General features: G+C 71.5%; 19 protein-coding genes and 2 pseudogenes. 8 read left to right on the forward strand and 13 right to left on the reverse strand.

What is annotated here, in order from left to right:
* Nucleotides 1-228: 228 nt before the first annotated feature.
* The 4 genes and pseudogenes from DC008_RS33480 to DC008_RS36510 all read left to right on the forward strand — a co-directional run.
* Nucleotides 229-2,376 (forward strand): SpoIIE family protein phosphatase, encoded by a 2,148-nt coding sequence (locus DC008_RS33480; RefSeq protein WP_382110946.1) that lies wholly within the window; start codon nucleotides 229-231, stop codon nucleotides 2,374-2,376.
* Nucleotides 2,377-2,451: 75 nt separating this feature from the next.
* Complete coding sequence (locus DC008_RS36150) at nucleotides 2,452-2,730, forward strand: hypothetical protein (RefSeq protein ID WP_235072603.1); 279 nt, start codon at nucleotides 2,452-2,454, stop codon at nucleotides 2,728-2,730.
* An 89-nt stretch (nucleotides 2,731-2,819) separates the two neighbouring features.
* Nucleotides 2,820-2,975: pseudogene (locus DC008_RS36505) on the forward strand (SDR family oxidoreductase); the annotation flags it as partial.
* A 55-nt stretch (nucleotides 2,976-3,030) separates the two neighbouring features.
* Nucleotides 3,031-3,135, forward strand: a pseudogene (locus tag DC008_RS36510) (SDR family oxidoreductase); the annotation flags it as partial.
* Nucleotides 3,136-3,209: 74 nt separating this feature from the next.
* Here the strand turns inward: DC008_RS36510 and gap are convergent.
* Both gap and DC008_RS33500 read right to left on the reverse strand, forming a co-directional pair.
* Nucleotides 3,210-4,208 carry a type I glyceraldehyde-3-phosphate dehydrogenase gene (gene gap / locus DC008_RS33495; RefSeq protein WP_108710232.1) on the reverse strand — a complete coding sequence of 333 codons (999 nt, stop codon included), beginning with the start codon at nucleotides 4,206-4,208 and terminating at the stop codon, nucleotides 3,210-3,212.
* Between the two features lie 114 nt (nucleotides 4,209-4,322).
* On the reverse strand, nucleotides 4,323-5,279 hold the full coding sequence (locus tag DC008_RS33500) for a GlxA family transcriptional regulator (protein ID WP_108710233.1): 957 nt from the start codon (nucleotides 5,277-5,279) through the stop codon (nucleotides 4,323-4,325).
* A 217-nt stretch (nucleotides 5,280-5,496) separates the two neighbouring features.
* Here DC008_RS33500 and DC008_RS33505 point away from each other — a divergent pair, with 217 nt between their 5' ends.
* Entirely contained in the window at nucleotides 5,497-7,653 is a 2,157-nt protein-coding gene (locus tag DC008_RS33505; RefSeq protein WP_108710234.1) for a SpoIIE family protein phosphatase, read from the forward strand.
* A 3-nt stretch (nucleotides 7,654-7,656) separates the two neighbouring features.
* On the opposite strand, the gene DC008_RS33510 is transcribed toward DC008_RS33505, so the two are convergent.
* Together DC008_RS33510 and DC008_RS33515 are read right to left on the reverse strand one after the other, a co-directional pair.
* Nucleotides 7,657-8,841, reverse strand: a complete 1,185-nt coding sequence (locus DC008_RS33510) for a beta-ketoacyl-[acyl-carrier-protein] synthase family protein (protein WP_108710235.1) — start codon at nucleotides 8,839-8,841, stop codon at nucleotides 7,657-7,659.
* A gap of 315 nt (nucleotides 8,842-9,156) precedes the next feature.
* The gene (locus DC008_RS33515; RefSeq protein ID WP_108710236.1) at nucleotides 9,157-9,732 is read right to left on the reverse strand and encodes a dihydrofolate reductase family protein; all 576 of its coding nucleotides are present in this window, start codon (nucleotides 9,730-9,732) and stop codon (nucleotides 9,157-9,159) included.
* Nucleotides 9,733-9,913: 181 nt separating this feature from the next.
* Here DC008_RS33515 and DC008_RS33520 point away from each other — a divergent pair, with 181 nt between their 5' ends.
* Complete coding sequence (locus tag DC008_RS33520; protein ID WP_055620292.1) at nucleotides 9,914-10,084, forward strand: hypothetical protein; 171 nt, start codon at nucleotides 9,914-9,916, stop codon at nucleotides 10,082-10,084.
* A gap of 80 nt (nucleotides 10,085-10,164) precedes the next feature.
* On the opposite strand, the gene DC008_RS33525 is transcribed toward DC008_RS33520, so the two are convergent.
* The 4 genes from DC008_RS33525 to DC008_RS33540 are packed head-to-tail and all read right to left on the reverse strand — an operon-like array spanning nucleotide 10,165 to nucleotide 15,626.
* The gene (locus tag DC008_RS33525; protein ID WP_108710237.1) at nucleotides 10,165-12,546 is read right to left on the reverse strand and encodes a beta-xylosidase/alpha-l-arabinosidase; all 2,382 of its coding nucleotides are present in this window, start codon (nucleotides 12,544-12,546) and stop codon (nucleotides 10,165-10,167) included.
* Nucleotides 12,543-13,361, reverse strand: coding sequence for a carbohydrate ABC transporter permease (locus DC008_RS33530; RefSeq protein ID WP_108710238.1), 819 nt, complete (start codon nucleotides 13,359-13,361; stop codon nucleotides 12,543-12,545). Before DC008_RS33530 ends, DC008_RS33525 begins: the two co-directional genes overlap by 4 nt.
* Nucleotides 13,358-14,314, reverse strand: coding sequence for a carbohydrate ABC transporter permease (locus DC008_RS33535; RefSeq protein WP_055620294.1), 957 nt, complete (start codon nucleotides 14,312-14,314; stop codon nucleotides 13,358-13,360). The genes DC008_RS33530 and DC008_RS33535 overlap by 4 nt, the downstream gene beginning before the upstream one ends.
* A 10-nt stretch (nucleotides 14,315-14,324) precedes the next feature.
* Nucleotides 14,325-15,626, reverse strand: coding sequence for an ABC transporter substrate-binding protein (locus tag DC008_RS33540; protein WP_108710239.1), 1,302 nt, complete (start codon nucleotides 15,624-15,626; stop codon nucleotides 14,325-14,327).
* 138 nt (nucleotides 15,627-15,764) lie between these two features.
* Here DC008_RS33540 and DC008_RS33545 point away from each other — a divergent pair, with 138 nt between their 5' ends.
* Entirely contained in the window at nucleotides 15,765-16,787 is a 1,023-nt protein-coding gene (locus DC008_RS33545) for a LacI family DNA-binding transcriptional regulator (RefSeq protein ID WP_108710983.1), read from the forward strand.
* Nucleotides 16,788-16,947: 160 nt separating this feature from the next.
* Here DC008_RS33545 and DC008_RS33550 read toward each other — a convergent pair whose 3' ends face one another.
* From DC008_RS33550 to DC008_RS33565, 4 genes are all read right to left on the reverse strand, one after another.
* A complete protein-coding gene (locus DC008_RS33550; protein ID WP_108710240.1) occupies nucleotides 16,948-18,387 on the reverse strand; it encodes a GH1 family beta-glucosidase in 1,440 nt (479 codons plus the stop codon).
* 95 nt (nucleotides 18,388-18,482) lie between these two features.
* A complete protein-coding gene (locus DC008_RS33555; protein ID WP_108710241.1) occupies nucleotides 18,483-19,406 on the reverse strand; it encodes a carbohydrate ABC transporter permease in 924 nt (307 codons plus the stop codon).
* A 12-nt stretch (nucleotides 19,407-19,418) separates the two neighbouring features.
* Entirely contained in the window at nucleotides 19,419-20,411 is a 993-nt protein-coding gene (locus tag DC008_RS33560) for a carbohydrate ABC transporter permease (protein ID WP_055620299.1), read from the reverse strand.
* A gap of 93 nt (nucleotides 20,412-20,504) precedes the next feature.
* Nucleotides 20,505-21,815, reverse strand: a complete 1,311-nt coding sequence (locus DC008_RS33565) for an ABC transporter substrate-binding protein (RefSeq protein WP_108710242.1) — start codon at nucleotides 21,813-21,815, stop codon at nucleotides 20,505-20,507.
* A 299-nt stretch (nucleotides 21,816-22,114) separates the two neighbouring features.
* On the opposite strand from DC008_RS33565, the gene DC008_RS33570 reads away from it, so the two are divergent.
* Nucleotides 22,115-23,155 carry a LacI family DNA-binding transcriptional regulator gene (locus DC008_RS33570; protein ID WP_108710243.1) on the forward strand — a complete coding sequence of 347 codons (1,041 nt, stop codon included), beginning with the start codon at nucleotides 22,115-22,117 and terminating at the stop codon, nucleotides 23,153-23,155.
* Nucleotides 23,156-23,182: 27 nt separating this feature from the next.
* Here DC008_RS33570 and DC008_RS33575 read toward each other — a convergent pair whose 3' ends face one another.
* Nucleotides 23,183-23,761 (reverse strand): DUF6328 family protein, encoded by a 579-nt coding sequence (locus DC008_RS33575; protein WP_108710244.1) that lies wholly within the window; start codon nucleotides 23,759-23,761, stop codon nucleotides 23,183-23,185.
* Nucleotides 23,762-23,953 lie beyond the last annotated feature (192 nt).

Genomic DNA, 23,953 nt, shown 5'->3' on the forward strand with positions numbered 1-23,953 from the left:
CCGCACCCCGAAACGCCGCTCACCCCGCCCACCTCACCCGTCCGGGCGCGGCCCGCTTCGGCAGGGCACCCCCGGGCTCCGGTCAGGGTGCCGACCTCCGCCCGTGGGCGTACTGTCCGCATATGGGTGACGTGCTGCGCCGCGGTCGGTGCGGGGCGCGGCCCTCCGTGCCGGACGTCCCACGCGGGCGGCGGTACCGACGGTCGGCGCACCGCCAGGTGGTGCGGCGTGGCGCGCGGACCGGGTGACGCCGTGCGGGACCTGCCGGACGGCGGTTCCGGTCCGCACGCGGAACTGCCCGTCTCCCTGCTGGCCGACCTGGTCCGGGACACCGGGGCGTCCGTCGGGATGGTGTACGTGCCGGCGCCCGGCGAGCAGTTGCTGCGCCTCGCGCTGGTGTCGGGCGTGTCGCGGCGGATCGCGGCGCCCTGGGCACGGATCCCGATGAACACGGCGATCCCGGTGGTCGACGCCATCCGTGAACGCCGGCTGATCTGGCTGGGCAGCCAGGAGGAGACCGCCCACCGCTATCCACGGCTCGGCCTCGTGCTGCCGTACGACTTCATGCTCGCCGCCGCCCCGATCACCGACGGCGGTCCTGTCTGGGGCGGCGTGGTGCTGCTGTGGCCGGTGTGGCATCCACCGGAGCTCAGCCTCGCCGAGCGGGAGGCGATCGGCACCGGGTGTGCCCGCGCGGCGCAGTTCCTGCAGCGCGAGGCGGACCGCGGCCATCTGCCCGAGATCCCGGATGTCCCGCATCTGCTGACCGCGCCCCACGCGGAGGACGCCGACCCGCTGCGGGCGATGGCGGCCCTCGCGTTCGCCGAGCGCCTGCCTGTGGGGTGCTGTGCGCTCGACCTCGACGGGCGGCTCACCTACATCAACCCGGCCGGCGCCGAACTCGTCGGCGCCGGAGCCGCCGCACTCCTCGGCAACCGGCCCTGGGAGGTGCTGCTCTGGCTGCACGACCCGCTGTTCGAGGACCGCTACCGGGCCGCGGTGATCTCCCGCCGGCCCATCACCTTCACCGCCACCCGTCCGCCCGACACCCGGCTGTCCTTCCGGCTCTACCCGAACGACACCGGCATCAGCGTCCACATCGCCCCCGCCGACGACGGATCCACCGGCCCGCACGCCACCGCCCCGGCCCCCTCACCGGCGGAACCCGTCGGCGCCGCGGCGCTCTACCACCTCACCCATGTCGCCGCCGCGCTCGCGGAGGCCGCCGGCGTCAAGGACGTCGTCGAGCTGGCGGCCGACCAGATCGTCCCCGCGTTCGGCCCGGCCGCGCTCGCCCTGCTGATGCTGCAGGACGGCCGCCTGCGCATCGCCGGGCACCGGGGGTACGGCAGGGAGCTGATCTCCCGGTTCGAGACGGCGTCCCTCACCTCCGACACCCCGGCCGTACGCGCCGTGAGCACGGGCAAGGCCAGCTTCTACCGGAGCTTCGCCGACCTCCAGCGCGACTACCCGGCGGCACGGCACCAGGACGACATGGCCTCCTATGCCTTCCTGCCCCTCATCGTCTCCGGCCGCCCCGTGGGCTCCCTCGTCCTCGCCTACGACGCGCCCCGCTCGTTCCCGCCCGCCGAGCGGGCCCTGCTCACCTCGCTGGCCGGGCTGATCGCGCAGGCCCTGGACCGCGCCCGGCTCTACGACGCCAAACACAGCCTCGCCCACACCCTGCAGAACGCCCTGCTGCCCCGCAGCCTGGGCAACGTCCCCGGCCTCGACGCGGCCGCCCGCTATCGGCCCGCGAGCCATGGCCTGGACATCGGCGGCGACTTCTACGACCTCATCCGCCGTACCCCGACGAGCGCCATCGCCGCGATCGGCGACGTCCAGGGGCACAACACGACGGCCGCCGCGCTCATGGGCCAGGTCCGCACCGCCGTCCACGCGCACGCCACCTCCGGCGCCTCGCCCGGCGACATCCTCGCCCGCACCAACCGGCTCCTGGCCGACCTGAACCCGGGCCTCTTCGTCAGCTGCCTCATCGTCCATCTGGATCTGGCCGGGCACAGCGCACGGTTGGCCACCGCCGGGCATCCGCCGGCCCTCCTGCGGCACCCGGACGGCCGGGCCGAACCCGTGACCGCCCCCGCCGGACTCCTGCTCGGCATCACCCCCGAGGCCGACTACGCCACCGTGGACATCCCGCTCCCGTCGGGCTCGGTCCTCGCCCTCTACACCGACGGCCTCGTCGAGCGGCCCGGTGTCGACATCGACGACGCGATCGCCGCCGTCACCGACCGCCTCGCCGCCACGTCCCCCGAGGACCTCGACGCCCTGGCCGACGCCCTGCTCGGCCACGCGGGCCATCCGGCGCCGAACCCGGACGACATCGCGCTGCTCCTCGTACGGCCGCTTGGCTGAGTCCGGCAGCCCGCGCGCACCCCACATCGCCTGAACGAGTGACTCTGGCCATGTGCGCACCGGGTACACGGAGGCATGGACTGCAGACCAACGCTCTCCCCGCTCGACGACACCCACCCCGTTCCGGCGCCCGTACGCGCCCTGATCAGCGGAATCGTCCAGGCCGTACGGGCCGGCGACGACCCCGCCATCCGCACCCTGCTGGAACGCCTCGCCCCCGTCGCCGACACCACGGCCCTGCTCCTGCTCCGGTACCGGCTGGGCCTCGGCGAGGAGTCGGCCGACGCCGGGACCCATGTGCGAGACGGGGGAGCGGGGGCCGCTCCGGCCCGCGCGGAGACGGGCGTGTCCTAGGTCGTGTCCGTAAAGTCGCGTCGTCCGCCCGTAGGGCGTGCCGGGCGTCGAACGGCAGGCGGGACTTTGCGGACACGGCCCAGGGGGGCTTGTCGATCGGGCCGGGCTCCCGGCGCCTGGCACCGCGCCTGGCCGCGGCCAAGGCGGGCGTGCTCGGACTGACCCGCACCCTCGCCCTCGAAGCCGCCCCGGACGGCATCCGTGTCAACGCGGTCTGCGCCGGCTGCCGCACCCCGCCGATGGCCGCCCAGCACGACTCCCGGCCCGAACCCGGTGGCGGCCTGGGCACACCTGGCCTTCGTGCAGCCGTTCGGCCGGATCGCGGAACCGGTGGGGATCGCGCACGTGGTCGCGTTCCTGGCGTCCCCGGAGGCGAGCTTCGTCACCGGCGCGACCTGGAACGTCGACGGCGGCCTCGGTACCCGTACGACGAAGCGCCGGGCGGTCGTCGGCCGCCCGGCGCTTCAGTCCGCCGATGCTCAGCGAGCGGCCAGCAGTTCCAGGGTGTCGATCACGCGGTGGGAGAAGCCCCACTCGTTGTCGTACCAGGCGACCACCTTGACGTGGCGGCCGTCGACGCGGGTCAGGGCCGAGTCGAAGATCGACGAGGCGGGGTTGCCGGTGATGTCGGAGGACACCAGCGGGTCCTCGGAGTACTCCAGGACACCGGCGAGCGGGCCCTCGGCCGCCGTGCGGTAGGCCTCCAGCACGTCCTCGCGGGTCACGTCCCGCGCCACGGTCGTGTTCAGCTCGACGATCGAGCCGACCGGCACCGGTACGCGGATCGAGTCGCCGGACAGCTTGCCGTCGAGCTCCGGCAGGACCAGGCCGATCGCCTTCGCGGCGCCGGTGGTGGTCGGGACGATGTTGACGCCGGCGGCGCGGGCGCGGCGGGCGTCGCGGTGCGGGCCGTCCTGGAGGTTCTGCTCCTGGGTGTAGGCGTGCACCGTCGTCATGAAGCCGTGCTCGATCCCGGCGAGGTCGTTCAGCACCTTGGCCAGCGGGGCCAGCGCGTTCGTGGTGCACGAGGCGTTCGAGACGATCGTGTGCAGCTCCGCGTCGTACGAGTCGGAGTTGACGCCGTAGGCGAGGGTGACGTCCGCGCCGTCCGACGGCGCGCTCACCAGCACCTTGCGGGCGCCGGCGTCCAGGTGCGCGCGGGCCGCCTTCGCCGAGGTGAACCGGCCGGTGGCCTCCAGGACGATGTCCACGCCGAGCTCGGCCCAGGGCAGCTGCGCCGGCTCACGCTCGGCCAGGACCTTGATGCGCCGCCCGTCGACCACGAGGGTGTCCCCGTCGACCGTCACCGGACGCCCGAGCCGGCCGGCCGTGCTGTCGAAGGCCAGCAGCCGGGCGAGCGTGGCGGGCTCGGTCAGGTCGTTGACGGCGACGATCTCGAGGGCGCTGTCGCGCTCCAGCAGGGCGCGCAGCACGTTGCGTCCGATGCGGCCGAAACCGTTGATGGCGATGCGAGTCATGAGTGGGTGTCCCTTCTTGTTGCCACCACCAAGGCTCGCGCGCGCGGGGACGGCCGGACAGTGGCGGGACCGCCACGGTTCGCAAGGATGTCGCCAGGGCCGTCCCCAGGCGGCCTACTCGCCGCGCGTGAACGTGCGCCGGTAGTCGCTCGGCGTCGTCCCGAGGATCCGCTGGAAGTGCAGACGCAGATTCGCGCCGGTGCCCAGCCCGACGTCGGCGGCGATCTGCTCGACGCTGCGCTCGGAGCGTTCCAGCAGCTCACGGGCCAGATCGATCCGGGCCCGCATCACCCACTGCATCGGCGTGTAGCCCGTCTCCTCCACGAAACGCCGGGAGAACGTGCGCGCCGACACCCCCGCCTGCCGCGCCAGGACGTCCAGGGTCAGGGGCTCGCCGAGCCGGTGCAGGGCCCACTCCCTGGTGGCGCCGAACCGCTCGCCCAGCGGCTCGGGCACACTGCGCGGCACGTACTGGGCCTGGCCGCCGCTGCGGTACGGGGCCGCCACCAGCCGGCGGGCCGCGTGGTTGGAGGCGGCCACCCCGAGGTCGCCGCGCAGGATGTGCAGGCACAGGTCGATTCCGGAGGCGGCACCGGCCGACGTCAGCACGCTGCCCTCGTCGACGAACAGGACGTTCTCGTCGACCTGGACCCGCGGATGGCGGGCGGCGAGCGCCCGCGTGTAGTGCCAGTGCGTGGTCGCGCGCCGCCCGTCGAGCAGACCGGTGGCGGCGAGCGTGAAGGCCCCGGTCGAGATGGCGGCGAGCCGCGCCCCGCGCGTGTGCGCCTCGATCAGCGCGTCGACGACCGGCCGCGGCGGGTCGTCGCGGTCCGGATGCCGGTAGCCGGGCACGAACACGATGTCCGCCCAGGCCAGCGCGTCGAGACCGTGCGCGACGGCGTACGACAGGCCGTCCCCGCCGGTCACCAGCCCGGGCGTCGCCCCGCACACCCGCACCTCGTACGGCATGCTCGCCCGGGTCGTGAACACCTGCGCGGGGATGCCGACGTCCAGCGGCTTGGCGCCCTCGCTGACGAGGACGGCGACACGGTGCAGACGGGGGAGTGACACGGGGACGAGGATACGGAGGCCCCGACCTGGGAGGCGTCCGCAGGGCCCCGGACGTACGTCACTCCGCGTGACCGGCGTCCGGCCCGCTGCTGTGGGCGAAGCGGACCGGGGTGTTATTGAATGGGGTGTGCGGCCAGAGATCTCGGGACCCCGTCACCCTGGCTCCGGTACGGCGCCGGCGCGGTGCCGTGGCCGGCGAGCGAGCTGAGAGAACCGCATGGACTCCACGCCTCCCCCGTCGTCTGCGTCACCGTTCGACATGGTCAGCGGTGCGCTGGGGGAGTACATCCCGCACGGCGACGCCGAGGACACCGGGGACATCGACGAGTCGGCCGCGTCGCGCGGGGAGGGAAAACCCCGGCGGGGCGCCGGGCGTCCCGAGCAGATACTCGGCGCGGTCAACGTCGACAGGGATCTCAGGATCACCGACTCCAACCTGGACGCGCCCGTCTTCGCGGGAGTGGACCCCGTCCCCGGGATGCCCTTCGTCGACCTCCTGCCGCCCTGGGACGTCCCCACGGTGACCCGGCGGCTGCGCCAGGTCCTCGAGACCGGCGAGCCGCATGTCGCCCGGGTCCAGCGGCTGCGCCGCCGCGACGGCTCCGAGCTGGTCGTCTCCATGAGCATCCTGTCCGCCGCGGGACCCCGGGAAGGCCTGACCATCTCCCTGATCGCCATGGCGCGACGGCTCCACCTGTACGCCGCCGAGACCGCGATCGGCACCTCCCTGGACATCGGCGAGACCGCGCAGTCCCTCGCCGAGTCCCTGCTGGCCTGGGGTGACGTGGCCGCCATCGACCTCGACTTCGCGGTGTGGACCGGCGAGGTGGTCACCGACCGCCCGCAGGGCCGCGTACGGCTCCGCCGCGCCGCCCTCGTACCGGACCGGGCCTGGCCCGACGGCTATGTCACCCCTGGTGACGACCTGCCCGCCGACGCGAGCCGCCTGCTGTCCCACGCGATCCGCCGGGACGACCCCGCGCAGGCCGTCGTCCTGCCCGACCGGGCGGCCGTCGAGCGGGTCCTCGGCACCCCCCGCCTCGCCCGCACCCTGATCCCCGGCGACCAGGCGGCCTGCGTGGCGTGTGTGCCCCTGGTGCTGGACGGCGAGCCGCCCGTCGTCCTCGGCGTGGCCGAGGTCTGGCGGCGCGCCGACCGGCCCTTCGAGGACGGCGAGCTGTTCGACCTGCAGGAACTGGTGGCCCGCACCGCCCACCACGTCGACCTCGCCCGGCAGCACCAGCGCGAGCACACCCAGGTCCTGGCGCTGCAGCGCCGTCTGCTGCCCCGGTCCGCCGGCGACACCATCGAGACCGCCAGCGTCTACCAGCCCGCCACCCCGGACAGCGCCGGCGTCGGCGGCGACTGGGTCAACAGCTTCCCGCTGCCGGACGGCCGTACCGCGATGGTCGTCGGGGACGTGGTCGGGCACGGCCTTGGCGCGGCGGCGACCATGGGGCAGCTCAGCATGGAGGCCCGCGCGCTGCTGTCCGCGGGGCTCGCGCCCGGCGAGGTGCTGGAGCACCTGGACGACACGGTGTCGCTGCTGGACGACGCGGAGTCGGGGCTCGCGGCCGGCTACAGCGCCCTCGGCTCGACCTGCTGCATCGCCGTGTACGACCCGGTCAGCCACCGGGTGGAGCTGGCCAGCGCCGGTCATCTGCCGCCGATCCTCGTGCCCCCGGACGGCACCGCCGGACCGGTCGCGGTCCGCCCGCACCCCGGGCTGGGCGCCGAGTTCGCGTTGCGGGAGCCGTTCGACGTGTACGCGTTCGCCGCGCCCCCCGGCTCGATGCTCGCCCTCTACACGGACGGCCTGGTGGAGGATCCGGCGATGTCCATCGACGAGGGCATCGGCAGGCTGTCCGACGCGGTGTCGGCGGTGCATCCGTGGGACCCCCTGGAGGAGGCGGCCCGGCGTGTCGTCCGCTCGCTGGCGCCCGCGCACCGGCGTGACGACGTCACCCTGCTGCTCGCCCGCATGATCGGCTACCGCAAGGAGGACACCGCGACGTGGCGGCTGCCCGCCCGCGGTGACGCGGCGGCCCGGGCGCGCGCACTGGTCACCGGGCTGTTGGAGCGGTGGGGCACCCGCGAGGACACCAGGGACAGCGTGCTGCTGGTGGTCGGCGAGCTGGTCGCCAACGCGGTCCGCTTCGCCCGCGGGCCCCTCACGGTCCGGCTGATCAGGGGCGGACACGGCCAGCTGCTGTGCGAGGTGGGGGACAAGGGCAACGGCAGGCCTCGGCTCGGCCGCAAGGACCTTCTCGGCGACGGCGGCCGGGGACTGCACGTCGTCCACGGGCTCACCACCCGGTGGGGCGTGCGCTGGACCGACGACGGCAAGGTGGTCTGGGCCTCGGTGGGACGCTGAGGCCTACAGCCACCGACCTTCCAGCGCCGTGGCCGTCAGGCCCGGTGCCGCCGCGTACAGCACGGCGCGGCTGCCCGCCGGCTGCCCGGCGTCGTACGCCCGCCGCATGATGTCGAACACGGCGGCTCCGCCGCGGTTGCCGCTGGTGTAGCTGTCCCGGCTGAACTCCAGCAGTCCAGCCGGCCACGCCTCGGGCATCGTCTGCTCCATGTACTCCAGCACCCGCGTCCCGCCGGGGTGCGCGAGCAGTACGTCGGGGTGCCAGGCCTCGGGGTCCTCCCCGTACCGCTCCTGGAGCCAGGCCCACATCGCGGTGACGGTCTCCTGCACGGCACGCGGGCCGCGCCGGTCCATCACGAAATGCGTCCCGTCCGCACGGGTCTCCAGGCGGTGCAGGTCCTGGGTGCCGGGCAGGGTGTGGTTCCAGGCGGAGTCCAGCCGCAGGACCGACTCGGGCCGCGGGCGGCCGGTGACGACGGCGGCGACCGCCGTGTCGGCGAACAGCAGCCGGACGATCAGGGACTCCAGGGTGTCGTCCGCGGGCTGGTAGGTCGTGCTCAGCGCCTCAGAGATCACCACGAGGACCACCCGGTCGGGGTCCGCGGCCACCAGGTCGGCGGCCAGCGCCAGCGAGCGGGTCCCGGCGATGCAGGCCCACTGGGTGGCGGGAAGCAGCAGGACGTCGTCCCGCAGGGGGAGCCGGTTGGCGAGGGAGACGTCCAGACCGGGCAGGGCGGGCGTGGTGGAGTTGCTGGTGATCACGCAGTCGATGTCCGAGGCGTCCAGACCGGCGATCTGGAGGGCGCCGCGCGCCGCGCGCTCGCCGTACTCCTGGACGGCGGCCCAGGCGGGCGCGGTGCGCTCGGCGACGGTCTGCGGTGCGGGTATCGACTCCAGGGCGGCGATCACCCGGTCCGCGTCAGGCCCCGTGAGGCCTTCGCCGGCCAGCGCCGCGCGCGTCGCGTCGGCACCGGCGGCCGGCAGCCCGTCGCCCCGGCCGGGGGCGACGGCGGCCTGGAGCGGCAGCATCCAGCCGCGGGCCTCGATCCCCGTACTGGCAGCGATGCTCTCGACACGCGGCGCCCAGGCCGCGTCCGGGTGCCGGCCGAGGACGTCCGCCACGATCTCGCTGGTCTTCACGGTGTGCTCGCCGTGGATCACGGCAGGGGGGCTCAGGAACGCGGGCATGGGTGGCACCTCTCTGCGGAAAGCGGGGGGCGTACGTCGTCACGGGAAGCGCGGGGCGTACGGCACGAGCGCTGTGGTGTGCGTCACTTAGGTGGGGCGTATCCAAATCGACGCCGACAAGGCCCAGTTCGGGCGTGTGCGTCCGAGTCGAGCTTGGGCCTATTCGGGCATTTCCGCTGTGATGCGGGCAACTTGGATCGCATCCATGTCTGTGACGCCGCGCACAGGAGGCGGTGAACTGACCGGGCATCAGAACGCGGACGTGCCCCGAACCCTCCTGGGCTCGGGGCACGTGGGCCGGTACGGGCGGCGGACTCAGGGATGCAGGGTCGGCCGGTAGGTGAGTTCCTGGATGTGGCCGTCGAGCGTCCGGTGGTCGATCAGTTCGAGGTCGAAGTCGGCCGCGCCCTGGAAGATCGGGTCCAGTCCGCTCTTGCCGGTGATCACGGGGAACAGTGTCACCTGGATGCGGTCCACGAGGCCGGCCGCCATCAGTGCCCGGTTCATCGACAGGCTGCCGTGCGAGCGCAGCGGTACGTCCGACTCCTCCTTGAGGCGGGCGACCACGTCCACGGCGTCACCCCCGACGACCCGGGCGTCCGGCCAGTCGAGGGGCTCCTCGAGCGTGTTCGACACGACCGTGGCCGGCGTGTTCCGCATCCGGGTCACCCACGGGTCGTGCACCGCCTCGTCCGTGTCCGAGGCGATCAGCTGGGCGAAGACGCGGTACGTGTGGGCGCCGAAGACCATCCGCTGCTCCTCGCCGTAGAGCGAGAGGCGGTGGTCGAGGAGCTCGGGGCCCTGCTTGCCCCAGTAGCCCGTCCAGTCGCCGCCGGCGGCGCCGAAGCCGTCGAGACTGGAGAAGACGTCGAACGTGTAGATGGCGGTCATGGCGGGACTCCCGGGGGATGCGAGGGCGGTACTGCTCCTATAGACCGGCGCCCGCCGCCATACTCATCGCCCCCCTTGTCGCAACGTCACCGTCTGCCCCGGCTTCCCCTGTATAAACAAGGCAACCTCGGTGTATGGATTGAGGATCGCAGGGCAATCGAGGGTCAGGAGGTTGATAACTATGGTTCCCCTGCTTCTTGTCCTGCTTCTGGCCCTCATCCTGTTCGGTGCGGGCTTCGCCCTCAAGGCCCTGTGGTGGATCGCGGTCGTGGTTCTGGTCGTGTGGCTGCTCGGCTTCGTGATGCGCTCCACCACGGCAGGTGGTGGTCGCGGCCGCTGGTACCGATGGTGACCTGACACCGTCACCGCACAGCGAAGGGCCCGGCTTCGGCCGGGCCCTTCGCTGTGCGCTCACATCCGAGACGGTGCCCCTCAGTCCTTGTCCACGGGCTCCTGGGTGAGGACCGCGTGGAAGCGCCGGGTGTGGTCCACCCGCCTCACCGGCCCGGTCAGGGTGACCGTCGCCGTCAGACACGCGTCGGTGCTGGACGCGGCCAGCCGGAGCTCCAGCTCGCCGGGCTCCACGACCCGGTGCCCGTCGCGGCCGGTGAACGAGGCGACGTCCGCCGGGACCGTGACCCGCACCCGGCGTGCCTCGCCCGGCTCCAGCGGGACGCGGGTGTAGCCGACGAGCCGCTGCACGGGCTGTACGACGGACGCCACCGGGTCGTGCAGATAGAGCTGGACGACCTCCGTCCCCGCCCGGTCACCGGTGTTGCGGACGGTCAGGGAGAGCGCGAACTCGCCGTCCGTGGCCGCCTGTTCGGTGCCGACCGTCAGGTCGCTCCACGCGAACGTGGTGTACGACAGCCCGTGCCCGAAGCCGAACGCCGGGGTCGGGTCGATGTTGGAGACCTCGCTGGCCTGGGCGAGCCGGGCACCGAGATAGGTGGACGGCTGCGAACCCGCGCCACGCGGCACACTGACCGGCAGCCGCCCGGACGGGTTGGTGCGGCCGCTCAGCACACCGGCGATCGCACGGGTGCCCTCCTCGCCCGGGAAGAACGACTGGACGATCGCCGCGGACTCGTCGACGGCCCGGCCGAGGGCGTACGGCCGCCCGGCGAGCAGGACGGTGACGACCGGCGTGCCGGAGTCGAGCAGCGCGTCGAGGAGCTGCTGCTGGGCGCCGGGCAGGGCCAGCGACTCGGCGTCGCAGCCCTCACCGCTCGTACCGCGTCCGAACAGGCCCGCGCGGTCGCCCAGGACGGCGACGACGACCTCCGCGTCACGCGCCGCGTCGACCGCCGCGGCGATGCCGGAGAGGTCCCCGTCGTCGACGCCGGTGCCCCGGACGGCGGTGATCTCCGCGTCGGGGAACTCGGCGGTCAACGTGTCCTGCAACGTGGGCAGTTCGAGCCCCACGGGGAACTCGGGGTGCTGCACACCGACGTGCAGGGGGAACGAGTAGCAGCCCAGCACCGCGGTGGGCTCGGCCGCGTTGGGGCCGACGAGGGCGATCCGGCGGGGCCGGGTCAGCGGCAGCGTGCCGTCGTTGCCGAGCAGGACGACGGCCTGATCGGCGATCCGCCGGGCCAGTTCCCGGTTCGCCGCGCGGTCCAGGTCGATCCGGCCGCGCAGCGCCTCGGCGTCGTCCAGGTCGGCGCCGTCGAGCGCGGGCGGCACGGGGCTCCAGTCCGCGTCGAGCAGCCCGAGGTGCGCCTTCTGGGTGAGGACGCGGCGCAGGGCGCGGTCGACGATCTCCTCCGGGACGCGGCCCTCGGTGACGGCCTCGACGAGGGGCGCCCCGAACGTCTTGACGGTGGGCAGCTCGACGTCGACGCCGGCCTTCAGGGCGGCGCCGGCGGCGTCGCCGAAGTCACCGGCGACCCCGTGCAGCGTCTTGAGGAAGGCGATGCCGAAGTAGTCCGCGACGACGGTGCCGTCGAAGTCCCAGGTGTCGCGCAGCAGTCCGGTCAGCAGGGCCTCGTCCGCGGCGGAGGGGATGCCGTCGGTGTCGGTGTAGGCGTGCATCACCGAGCGGGCCCCGCCCTCGCGGATCGCCATCTCGAACGGCGGCAGCAGCACGTCGGCGCGTTCGCGGGGGCCCACGGAGGTGGGGGCGAGGTTGCGTCCGGCGCGGGAGGCCGAGTAGCCGACGAAGTGCTTGAGGGTCGCGACGATCCCGGCGGACTCCAGGCCGGCCACATAGGCGGTGCCGATGGATCCGACGAGGTACGGGTCCTCGCCGATGGTCTCCTCGACCCGGCCCCAGCGGGCGTCGCGCACCACGTCGAGGACCGGGGCGAGGCCCTGGTGCACGCCGACGGACCGCATGTCACGGCCGATCGCCTCGGCCATCGCGCGGACCAGCGAGGGGTCGAAGGTGGCACCCCAGGACAGCGGGACGGGGTAGGCGGTGGCGCCCCAGGCGGCGAAGCCGGCCAGGCACTCGTCGTGGGCGAGGGCGGGGATGCCGAAGCGGTTCGCCGAGGCGATCCGGGCCTGGGTGCGCATCAGGGACAGCGCGCCGATGGCGGGGTCGACGGGCACGGTGCCGAAGGGCCGCGTGAGCTGGCCCAGACCGGTGGGGAGCAGCGCGTCGAGGTCGACGGCCTCCTCCATGTCGTGCTGGTGCGGGGCGACCTCGCCGCCCTGGTCGGAGGCGCCGACCCAGACGCCGTACAGCTGGGCGATCTTCTCCTGGAGGGTCATGGCGCCGATCAGCGCGTCGACCCGGGCGGCGACGGGGTGGGAGGGGTCGTTCCAGAGGGGGGTCTCGGGGGTGGTCTCTACGGCCACGTCGGTGTTCACTTTCCTCCGACACCCATCAGGCCCCGGACGAGGGCGCGACGGGCGAACAGGTAGACGAGCAGGATGGGCACCATGGACAGGACCACGGCTCCCAGCAGACCGGGGATGTCGATGCCGTGTTCGGTCTGGAAGTTGTACAGACCCAGCGTGACGACCTTGGTGGAGTCGGACTGGGTGAGGACCAGCGGGAACAGGAAGCCGTTCCACGCCTGGAGTGCCGAGAAGACGACGATCGTGGACAGCCCGCCCCGGGACAGCGGCATCACGAGCTGGAAGAACATGCGCAGCGGGCTCGCGCCGTCCATGGCCATGGCCTCGTAGAGCTCCGGGGATATGTCCCGCATGCTGCCGCTGAGGATGAGCGCCGACATCGGCAGACAGAACGCCGCCGTGGGCAGGATGACGCCCAGCAGGTTGTCGTACAGCCCGGCCTCGCTGATGAGGTAGAACATCGGCACGATGACGGCCTGGGCCGGGATCGCGAGGCCGAGCAGGAACAGCCGGAAGATCGCCGAGGTGGTCCGGCCGCGGCTGCGGACGATCGCGTAGGCGAGCGGCGGGACCAGCAGCAGCACGATGCCGATCACGCAGCCGGTGACGACGAGCGTGTTGACGAAGTACTGGCCGAAGCCCGAGTCGAAGGCGCCGGCGTAGTTGTCCAGGGTGAAGCTGTCGGGCAGGGAGACCGGGCCGTTCTCGGCGTAGTCCTGCCGGGTGCGCAGCGTCGCGGCGAGCATCACGTACAGCGGCAGACCGACGACGAACAGCCAGACGAGCGAGCCGGCGCCGGCCAGGTAGTTGGGGCGGCGCCTCATGACACACCCTCCATGGTGCTGCGCATCTTGTCGTAGCCGGACACCCGGACGACGACCAGCGAGATGATCGTGGCCGCGACCACCAGGGCCAGGGCGATCGCCGAGCCGGTGCCGAAGTCGAAGCCCTGGAACGCCTTGTCGTACATGTAGTAGGCGCTGATGGTGGTGTCGGTGCCGGGGCCGCCCTGGGTGAGGATCAGGACCGTCTCGAAGGTGGTCAGACCGCCGACGATCATCAGGATCATCGAGGTGATCATCGAGTTGCGCAGCTGCGGCAGCGTGATGTGGAAGAACTGGCGGTAGCGGCCGGCCCCGTCGATCTCCGCGGCCTGGTAGAGGACTTCGGGGACGGCACGGGCGGCGCCCTGGTAGATCAGCGTGTGGAACGGCGTGAACTGCCAGGTGCTGACGAACGCCAGGACGCCGATGGCGGTGGCCTGTTCGCCGAACAGGTTGCCGTCGCCGAACAGCCAGGTGGCCTCCGCGGGGATGCCGAAGTTCGGGTCGAGCAGCGCCCGCCAGAGCACGGAGACGGCCGTGGCGGACAGCAGCAGCGGGATGAAGTAGATGACCGACAGCACGGCGCGGTTGCGCTGGTTGCCGGCCGCCCAGACCCCGAGGACGATGCTGAGCGGTGTCTGGATGACGACGCCGAGCACGGTCAGGAGCAGGGTCAGCCAGATGCTGTTCAGCATCACCGGGTCGTCCATCAGGCGCGACCAGTTGTCCATGCCCACGAACTGGGGGGAGCTGATGCCGTCCCAGGTCATGAAGGACAGCACCGCCACCATGACCAGCGGGGCGATCGCGAAGAGGGCGAAGAACAGTGCGGCGGGCAGCGCCCAGGCGAAGCTCGGGCGGCCCACCTTCGTGGCGTTCGAGGCGGGCGGCCGCCGCCGGGCCCCCTTGCGGGGGCCGGCGGCGGGCCGGGCGCTCGTGATCTGTGTGGTCATGAGCCGTTCGTCAGTCGGTCGGGAGAGCCTGCATGGCCTTGATGAAGCCGTCCGTGTCGAGCTGTCCGTTGAAGAACTGCTGGATGGCCTTGTGCATGTCCGAGCTGGCCTTCTGCGGGTACGCCTGGTCCCACGACAGCTGGAACGACGGGGCGTCGGCGACCAGGTCGTACTGGAAGCGGGAGTACTTCGGGTCGGCGGCCTGGTCGAGGAAGTCCTTGGTGTTGGTGGTCGTCGGCAGGTTGCCGATGTCCATCTGCGCCTTGACGAAGTCGTCGGAGTACATGAGCTTCAGGAACTCGGCGACGGCCTCGGGGTGCTTGGTCTTCTTCATGACCGAGTAGTAGTTGTTGGTGTTGCCGGCCACGTTCTTCGGGTCGCCCTTGCCGCCGGAGACGGTCGGGAAGGCGGTGTAGCCGAGGCTCTTCTCGGCGAAGTCCGGGTGGTCGGTGAGCTGCTGGGAGTAGTACCAGGAGCCCATCAGCTCGAAGCCGGCCTTGCCGGAGGCGACCAGCTGGACGGAGCCGGCGTTGGTGTACTTGACCGAGTCGTAGTTCTTGCCGAAGGCCCCGGCGTCGACCAGTTCCCTGATCATGTCCAGCGCCTTCTTGCTGTCCGGGCTCTCCCAGGCGCTCTTGTCGCCGCCGAGGGCCTTCGCGAACAGCTCCGGGCCGGCCACGCGGTCGTAGAGGTACTGGAACCACATCTGGGTCGGCCAGATGTCGCCGCCGCCGAGCGCGATCGGGGTGACGCCCTTCGCCTTCAGCGCGCTGACGGCCTCGAGGAGCTCGTCCCAGGTCTTCGGCGGCTTCACGCCCGCCTCGTCGAGCACCTTCTTGTTGTGGAAGAGCAGGACGGGCTGGGTGCCGCGCATCGGGACGCCGTACGGCTTGCCGTCCACCACCGCGTTGTTGAACACGGAGGGCAGGAACTTGTTCTCCAGGTCCGGGTTCTTCTCGATGAAGTCGTCGAGCGGCATCAGGAGGCCGGCCTTGACGAACGGCTTGATGCTGCCGCCGCCCCAGTTGAAGAAGACGTCCGGGGCCTGCGGGGTGTTGATGATCGTCTGCAGCTTCTTCTGGTAGTCCGCACCGGGGAGGGTGTCGAGGACGACCTTGACGTCGGAGGTCTTGTTGAACTTCTCGACGAGCTGCTTCTCCACCTTGTTGGTGGCGTCCCCGTAGACCAGGACATGGATCTTGCCGTCGGACCCCGAGCCCCCGTCGCCGTCCCCACAGGCCGAGAGCGTCAGCGCGAGAGTGAGCGTCGCACCGCAGGCGACCAGTCTGGGCAAGCGCGCACGTGTCTTCATCGTTCGCCTTTCGAAAGTTTCGGCCTCATCGCCGAAAGTCCATGCGGTGGGACAGTAGGTCAGAGCCCACATCCGGTCAACGGTCATGTCGCTACTCGACCGAACCGTTACCGATCGGCGGTGGCCTATCCTGCGTTCATGCACGAAGACGAAGAGGTGAGCGGCAGAGTCACGTTGGCGGCGGTAGCGAAAGAAGCCGGTGTCTCCATGCCGACAGTTTCGAAGGTCCTGAACGGACGGACGGACGTCTCCCGCGCGACCCGCGCCAAGGTGGAGCACCTGCTCGAGGTCCACGGCTACCGGCGGCGCGCCCAGGCGGCGTCGCGCTCCCCGCTCATCGAGCTCGTCTTCCACGAACTGGAGAGCGTCTGGGCGATGGAGCTGATCAGGGGCGTGGAGAACGTCGCCCGGGACAACCGGGCGACCGTCGCGCTCACCGAGAGCGGCACCCGGCACACCCCCGGCCCCGACTGGCTGCCCGGAGTGCTGCAACGCCGGCCGATGGGCGTGGTGCTGGTCTTCTCGACCCTGCGCGAGGACGTCAAACGGCGGCTCAGGGCGGCGGCGATCCCCTTCGTCATCGTCGACCCTGCGGGCGACCCGGACCCGGACGTGCCCTCGGTCGGCTCCGCGAACTGGGCGGGCGGTCTCGCCGCCACCCGTCACCTCACGGACCTCGGGCACCGGCGCATCGCCATCGTCACCGGACCCGAGGACATGCTGTGCTCACTGGCCCGGCTCGACGGCTACCGCTCGGCGATGTCGATGGCCGGCCTGGAGTGCGACCCCCGGCTGACGCGCTTCGGCGACTTCCACGTCCAGGGCGGCTACGAGCACGCCATGTCCCTGCTGGACGGCCCCGACCGCCCCACGGCCATCTTCGCGGGCAGCGACCTCCAGGCGCTCGGCGTCCTGGAGGCGGCCCGCGTCAAGGGTCTGCGCGTGCCCGAGGACCTGTCGGTGGTCGGCTACGACGACGTGCCGCTCGCCCAGTGGTCGAGCCCGCCGCTCACCACCGTCCACCAGCCGCTGCGCACCATGGCCGAGGAGGCCGCCCGTATGCTCGTCCGCCCCGACGAACCCGGCACCGGCGCCCAGCGCATCGAACTCGCCACCCACCTGGTGATACGCCGGAGCACTGCACCACCGCGGCAGGGCTGAGCGCACACCGGACGCGGCCCTCGCGCGGGTTCGGCGTACGGGAAAGCCGGGCGGGCCGCGCGTGTGCGCGGCCCGCCCGGAAGGGGTCTGCCCCCGTCCCCTCCTCGGCGCGGGGGCGGACCCGTGGGGCGGCCGGGGGAGCCGCCGCCCCGGACTCCGGTCAGGCGCCGGGCAGCACGCCCGTGCGGGTCACCTCGGCGTACCAGCGGGCGCTGGCCTTCGGGATGCGCCTGCCGGTCGGGTAGTCCACGTACACCGCGCCGAAGCGCTTGCTGTAGCCGTGGGCCCACTCGAAGTTGTCCAGCAGGGACCACAGGAAGTAGCCCCGTACGTCGGAGCCGTCCGCGATGGCCCGGTGCACGGCGGCCAGGTGGTCGCGGACGTACGCGATCCGCGCCGGGTCGTTGACCCGCCCCTCCGGGTCGGCGTAGTCGTCGAACGCAGCGCCGTTCTCGGTGATCACCAGAGGCAGCCGCGGGAAGTCCTGCGACAGCCGGCGCAGCAGGTCGTACAGACCGGTGGCGTCGACGGCCCAGCCCATGGCGGTGGTGGGGCCGGGCGGCTGGTGGAAGGAGACCCTGTCGGCGGCCGGCCACGGGCTGTGCGGGCTGTTGCCGTGCCCGTCGGAGTTGTGCGTACCGCTGCCGTCCGTCTCGGAGACCAGCGTGGGCGTGTAGTAGTTGACGCCGAGGAAGTCCAGCGGCTGGTGGATCCGCTCCAGGTCCCCGTCGGCCACGAACGACCAGTCCGTCAGCGACGCCGTGTCCTTGAAGAGGTCCTCCGGGTAGGCGCCCTGGAGCATCGGGCCGGTGAAGACCCGGTTGGCGAGGGCGTCGATCCGGCGGGCCGCGTCGACGTCGGCCTCCCGTGTCGTCAACGGGCGGACGTGGTGGATGTTGAGCGTGACCGAGCACTGGGTGCCGGACGGCGTACGGTCGCGCACCGCCTGCACGGCCAGGCCGTGCGCCAGGTTGAGGTGGTGCGCGGCGCGCAGCGCGGCCACCGGGTCGGTCCGGCCGGGAGCGTGCACACCGGAGCCGTAGCCCAGGAAGGCGCTGCACCAGGGCTCGTTGAGCGTGGTCCAGGTCTTCACCCGGTCACCGAGGGCGTCGGCGGCGATCGCCGCGTACTCGGCGAACCGCTCGGCGGTGGCCCGCTCCGGCCAGCCGCCGGCGTCCTCCAGCTCCTGCGGCAGATCCCAGTGGTAGAGGGTGGCGACGGGCTGGATGCCCTTCTCCAGCAGCTCGTCCGTCAGACGCCGGTAGAAGTCCAGGCCCTTCTGCACGGCGGGGCCGCGCCCGGTGGGCTGGATACGGGGCCAGGCCAGCGAGAACCGGTAGGCGCCCAGGCCGAGTTCGGCCATGAGCGCGACGTCCTCGCGCCAGCGGTGGTAGTGGTCGGTGGCGATGTCACCGGTGTCGCCGTTGCGGACCCGTCCCGGCGTCCTGGCGTAGGTGTCCCAGATCGACGGCGTGCGCCCGTCCTCGGCGGCCGCCCCCTCGATCTGGTACGAGGCGGTCGCGGAGCCCCAGAGGAAGCCCTTGGGGAAGGTGCGGGTGCCGTCGATGCCGGACTCGCTCTGCTGTGCAGCGGTGACCACGGAAGTCCTTTCAGAAGTGGGGCCGTTCGCGTGGAGCGAAGGGCCGACACGGATTGAGCGGGCCCGGCGAGGTGCGGCCGGGCCGGTGTGCGGGGTCAGCCCTTGACGGCGCCGGCCATGATGCCGCTGACGATCTGCCGTCCGAAGACGATGAACATCGCCAGCAGCGGAAGCGTGCCGAGCAGCGCGCCCGCCATGATCAGCGACTGGTCGCGGACATAGCCGGCACTGAGCTGGGTGAGGGCGACCGGAACCGTCGGGTTGGTCATGTCGAGCACCACGAACGGCCAGAAGAAGTCGTTCCAGGCGTGCACGAACGTGATCATGAACAGGACGGCCATGGCGGGCCGCGCCACCGGGAGCACGATGCTCCAGAAGATGCGCAACGAGTGCGCCCCGTCCACGCGTCCGGCCTCGACCAGCTCGTCCGGCAGCGCCTCCGACAGGTACTGGCGCATGAAGAACACGCCGACCGCGCTGACCAGCGTCGGGAAGATGACGGCGGGCAGCTGCTGCGACCAGCCGAGCTCGGACATCATCATGAACAGCGGGACGACACCGAGCTGCGGCGGCACCATCATCGTGCCGATCACCAGCATCAGCAGGATGTTGCGCCCCTTGAACCGCAGCTTGGCGAAGGCGAATCCGGCGAGCGTCGCGAACAGCACCGTGGACAGGGCGATCACCCCGGCCACGATCAGGCTGTTGACCATCGCCTTGCCCATGGCCGCCTCGTCCCAGGCGCGGGCGAGGTTGCTGAACAGGTTGGGGCCGGGCAGGAACGGCGGCGGGGTCTGGCTGACCCGGGTGTTGTCCGTCGACGCCGCCACCATCGTCCAGTACAGCGGGAAGATGGACAGGATCGCCATGACGGCGAGCAGGACGTAGGCGAGCGGTCCCGCGTGGTGCTGGCGTCCGGCGCGCATCCGCAGCAGGCGCCGGCGGCCGCCGCGGCCGGTCGTCGGTTCGGGGGTCCGGGCCGGGGTCTTCGTCCGGACCGGGAGGCTTTGAGTGGTCATGTCGGCTCCAGGTCAGGACGAACGGGCCCGCAGGCGCTTGATCAGGCGCTGTACGGCGAAGGCGAGGACGAGCAGCAGGAACATCGCCCAGGCGACGGTCGCCGAGCGGCCCATCTGGTAGTTCTTCCAGCCCTCCTCGTACAGCAGCAGGCCCAGCGTCTGGTACTGGTTGTCCGCGCCGCCGGTGACGCCGTTGGGGCCCTGACCGAAGATCAGCGGCTCACCGAAGAGCTGGGTGGCGCCGATCGTCGACAGCACGATGGTGAAGACGATCGTGGAACGGATCCCGGGCACGGTGACGTTGGTGAACTGTTTCCAGCGGGAGGCACCGTCGATGGACGCCGCCTCGTAGCGCTCGGCCGGGATGGCCTGCATCGCGGCCAGGTAGAGCAGCGCGTTGTACCCCGTCCAGCGCCAGATGACGATGGTGGAGATCGCGACCTGGGACGGCCACTTCTCGGCCTCCCAGTCCAGCGGGTCGATGCCGATCGAGCCGAGCGCCCAGTTGATCATGCCGAAGTCACGCTCGTAGATCATCGTGAAGACGAGCGCGGCGGCGGCGACCGACGTGGCGTACGGCACGAGCGACGCGACCCGGAAGAACAGCGAGGCGCGCATCCGGTAGTTGAGCAGATGCGCCAGACCGAGCGCCATCAGCAGCTGCGGCACGGTCGAGATGACACCGATGGTGATGGTGTTCGTCAGCGCGTTCCAGAAGCGCTCGTCCTGCCACAGTTCGGTGTAGTTGTCGAGGCCCACCCACTCCCGTACATCGAGGGTGGCCAGCTCCACATGGTGCAGCGAGATCCACGACGTGTAGATGAGCGGGTAGAAGCTGAACGCGGCGAAGACCACGAAGAACGGTGCGACGAACGCGTACGGCGCGCCCTTGACGTCGAGCCGGTGCAGCAGGGAGCCACGCCGCCGGGCGGACGCGTCGCCCTCGGTGCCGGGCGGGGCCGGCGGCTCCTCGCCGGCCAGGGCCTTGGTGGTGGAGGTGGCCACCGGACTTCCTTCCTGAGTGGGGCTGGGGACGGCCGGCCCCGGACCCGCCCGCGATCACGCGTGCGGGCCCGGGCGGCCGCGGTGGGCATCGGGTCAGCCGACGGCCTTCTCGATGCGCTCCGTGGTGGTCTCCCACGCCTCGTCACGCTTGGTGCCCTGCTCGATCAGGGCCAGGCCCTGGGAGAAGGTGTCCTTGATCGTGCCGTCCTTGCGGCCGAGGACCTGCTTGTCCGGGATCTCCTGGGCGGCGGCGCCGAAGATCTCACCGATCGGCGCGTTGTCGAAGTATTCCGACTTGGCGTTCTTCACGTCGGGGTTGTCCAGGGCCGTCTTCGAGGAGGGGATGTTGCCTATCTCCTTGAAGATGTGGGCCTGCTGCTCGGGCGCGGTCAGCCACGCGACGAGCTTCTTGGCCTCCTCCTTCACCGGGCTCTGCTCGATCACACCGAGGAAGGAACCGCCCCAGTTGGCGCCCTTCGGGGCCCGGGCGACGTCCCACTTGCCCTTGTTGGCGTCGCCGGCCTTCTCACTGATGTGGCTGAGCATCCACGCGGGGCACACGGCCGTCGCGAACGTGCCGTTGGCCAGACCGGGGTCCCAACCCGGCTGGAACTGACGGAGCTTGGCCGTCAGCCCGCCCTCGGCGGCGTCGGCGGAGAGCTTCCAGGCGTCCTTCACGACCGGGTTCGAGTCGTAGATCAGGTCGCCCTTCTCGTTGTAGTACTGCTCCGGGTAGCCGTAGACCATCGCGTTGAACAGACCGCTGGAGGAGTCCATGTAGGCGACCTTGTCGCCCTTGAAGTCCTTCTTGAAGGTGCGGCCGACCTCGACGTACTTGCTCCAGTCGCCCTCCCAGAGCTTGCCGACCTCCTCGCGGTCGGTGGGCAGGCCGGCCTGCTCGAAGTAGTCCTTGCGGTAACAGACGGCCATGGGGCCGATGTCGGTGCCCAGACCCAGCACCTTGCCGTCCTTGGTGCTGATCTGGGACTCCTTCCACGGCAGGAAGTGGTCGGTGCCGGAGACGTCGGAGAAGTCCGCGAACTTGTCGGCCTGGGTCTCGGTGATCTCCTTGGCCCGGCCGATCTCGATGCCCTGGATGTCCTTCAGGCCCTTGCCGCCGGCGAGCCTGGTCTGCAGCGCGGTGTAGTAGGTCTGCTCGTCACCGGCGATCTCCGCCTTGATCGTGACGTTCGGGTTCTCCTTCTCGTACTGCTCCAGCAGGCCGGTCTCCTTCAGGCCCATGACCCCGAACAGGCCCATGGTGATGGTGACCTTGCCGTCCTTCTTGCCGCCGCCCGTGACCGAGTCGTCACCGCTGCTGCAACCAGCGACGAGGGCCAGCGCGCTGACGGCCGCAGCTGCTGCCGCCAGCCTCTTTCCGCGCAACGATCCGAGACTGCTCATGGTTCTCCTCCCAACGGCCTGCGCAGACGTGTCCCCGACACGAAAACGATGACCGCAGCGGCTCCGGCGAGTGGTGGGAACGTGCCCAATCTCGGGTGGGCACGTTCCCAGCGATGGATGGCAGACTCTCCGGAGCGAGCGCATCTGTCAATGACTTGAACGCGAAGAACCGTCGTTCCGCACGATTCGCGTTCATTTTTCGTCCCGGGACGGGCCACCTCTCCGACGGTGCCGTCTGCCAGAATTGGCGCTGGTCACCTACGCGGAGGGAGCTGCCGCGGATGCAGGGAGGGGAGCGCATGGCTGGGAACCGCCGTCCGACGATCAAGACGGTCGCGGCCCGCGCCGGTGTGGGCCGTACGACGGTGTCCCGCGTCGTGAACGGCTCGGAACTGGTCAGCGCCGAGGCGCGCTCCAGAGTCCTCGCGGCGATCAAGGAGCTCAACTACGTACCGAACTCGGTCGCCCGCGGTCTGGTCACCAGCCGGACCGACGCGGTGGCCCTCGTCATCCCCGAGTCCGCGAGCCGTCTCGGCTCGGAGCCCTTCTTCGCCGCCCTGATCAGGGGCGTCAGCCAGGCCCTCGCCGACAGCCGCACCCAGCTCCAGCTGATGCTCGTCCGCGACCAGGCCGAACGGGAGCAGCTCACCGAGTCCGTGGCCACCCGCCGCGTCGACGGCGTCCTGCTGGTGTCCGTGCACTCCGACGACCCGCTGCCCGCCATGCTGGAGGAGATGGGCCTGCCCACGGTCCTCGCAGGCCGCCGCGACGCGGACGAGGCCCTGAGCTATGTCCACGCGGACAACACCGGGGGAGCGATCCAGGCGGTCCGCCACCTCCTGGGAAGTGGCCGGAAACGGGTGGCCGCGATCGCCGGTCCGCTCGACATGGACGTCGGCCGCAGCCGCCTCGAGGGCTGGCGGACGGCGCACGACGGGGCCGGTGTGCCCGCCCGCCAGGACCTCGTCGAGGTGGGCGACTTCAGCTGGGAGAGCGGTTCCAGGGCGATGCGTTCGCTTCTTGAACGAGCCCCCGACCTCGACGCCGTCTTCGCCGCCTCCGACCTCATGGCGATCGGCGCGCTGGAGGAGCTGCGGCGCCAGAAGCGGAAGGTGCCGGAGGATGTGGCGGTCGTCGGCTTCGAGGACTCCCCGCACGCCCGCTGGACCAACCCGCCGCTGACGACGGTCCGTCAGCCCGTGGAGGAGCTGGGCGGCGCGATGGTCCGCATCCTCGCCGAGATCACCGAACCGGGCGCGGAACGGCAGCAGTTGATGCTGCCGACGGAACTGGTGGTGCGGGAGTCGTCGGGGGGTGTGTCGGACGACGAGGGGCCGTGATCGCCATGGCCACCGGGGCAGGGCACCCTACGCGTCCTGCGTGCGGGCGCGGCGCTCGGCACGGCGGCGCAGGTGCAGCGGCAGGACGTACCAGCACAGGCCGAACCACAGCATGACGCCGCCGACGAGCACCTCGGCGAGGACGCCCGGCACGACGAAGCGGAGGATCAGCAGAAGCGTGCAGCCGATGGTCAGCGCCAGCAGGACCATGCCGAACATCATCAGCCGGCCGGCCGCCTCCACGAGCTCGTCCTTCATGCGCTGACCGGACAGGAAGCGGTGGATCGACACGGGCGCTATGAGCGATCCGGTTGCCGACGCGCCGAGCACCACCGTCGTGACGTAGATGCCCTTGTCCAGCGCCTCCAGCTCCCGGAACAGCGGGGTGAACGCCACGCTGAGCAGGAAGCCGAAGAGGATCTGCACACCGGTCTGGGCGACCCGCGTCTCCTGAAGGACCTCGTTCCAGCGCCGGTTGACGCGCTCGCGCGGCGTCTCGGGCGTCTCAGGCTTCTCGTCGTCCGGCGCGGCGGGCGGGCTGTCATGCCGTCCGCAGCAGGGGGCCTCGGCGGCCTCGGTCTCGGCGGACTGCTCCGTGATCGTCATACACATCCTCCCCGGGTCAGAGACTCCGTCTGCCCCGCATGTGCCTTTCCATGCAGGTAGGGGGCGTTCCGGGGCCGGTCGCGCGGAACCTGGCGCAGGGTGTCGTGCCGGACGCTGAGGGGCCTGCCTGAGCGGGAACCCGAAGAGCGACAAGGCGGTCGTGAAGCTGTCGCCCGGACGACAGGGCAGCGC

Source organism: Streptomyces nigra (assembly GCF_003074055.1).
In the GTDB taxonomy this organism is placed as follows: Bacteria; Actinomycetota; Actinomycetes; order Streptomycetales; family Streptomycetaceae; genus Streptomyces; species Streptomyces nigra.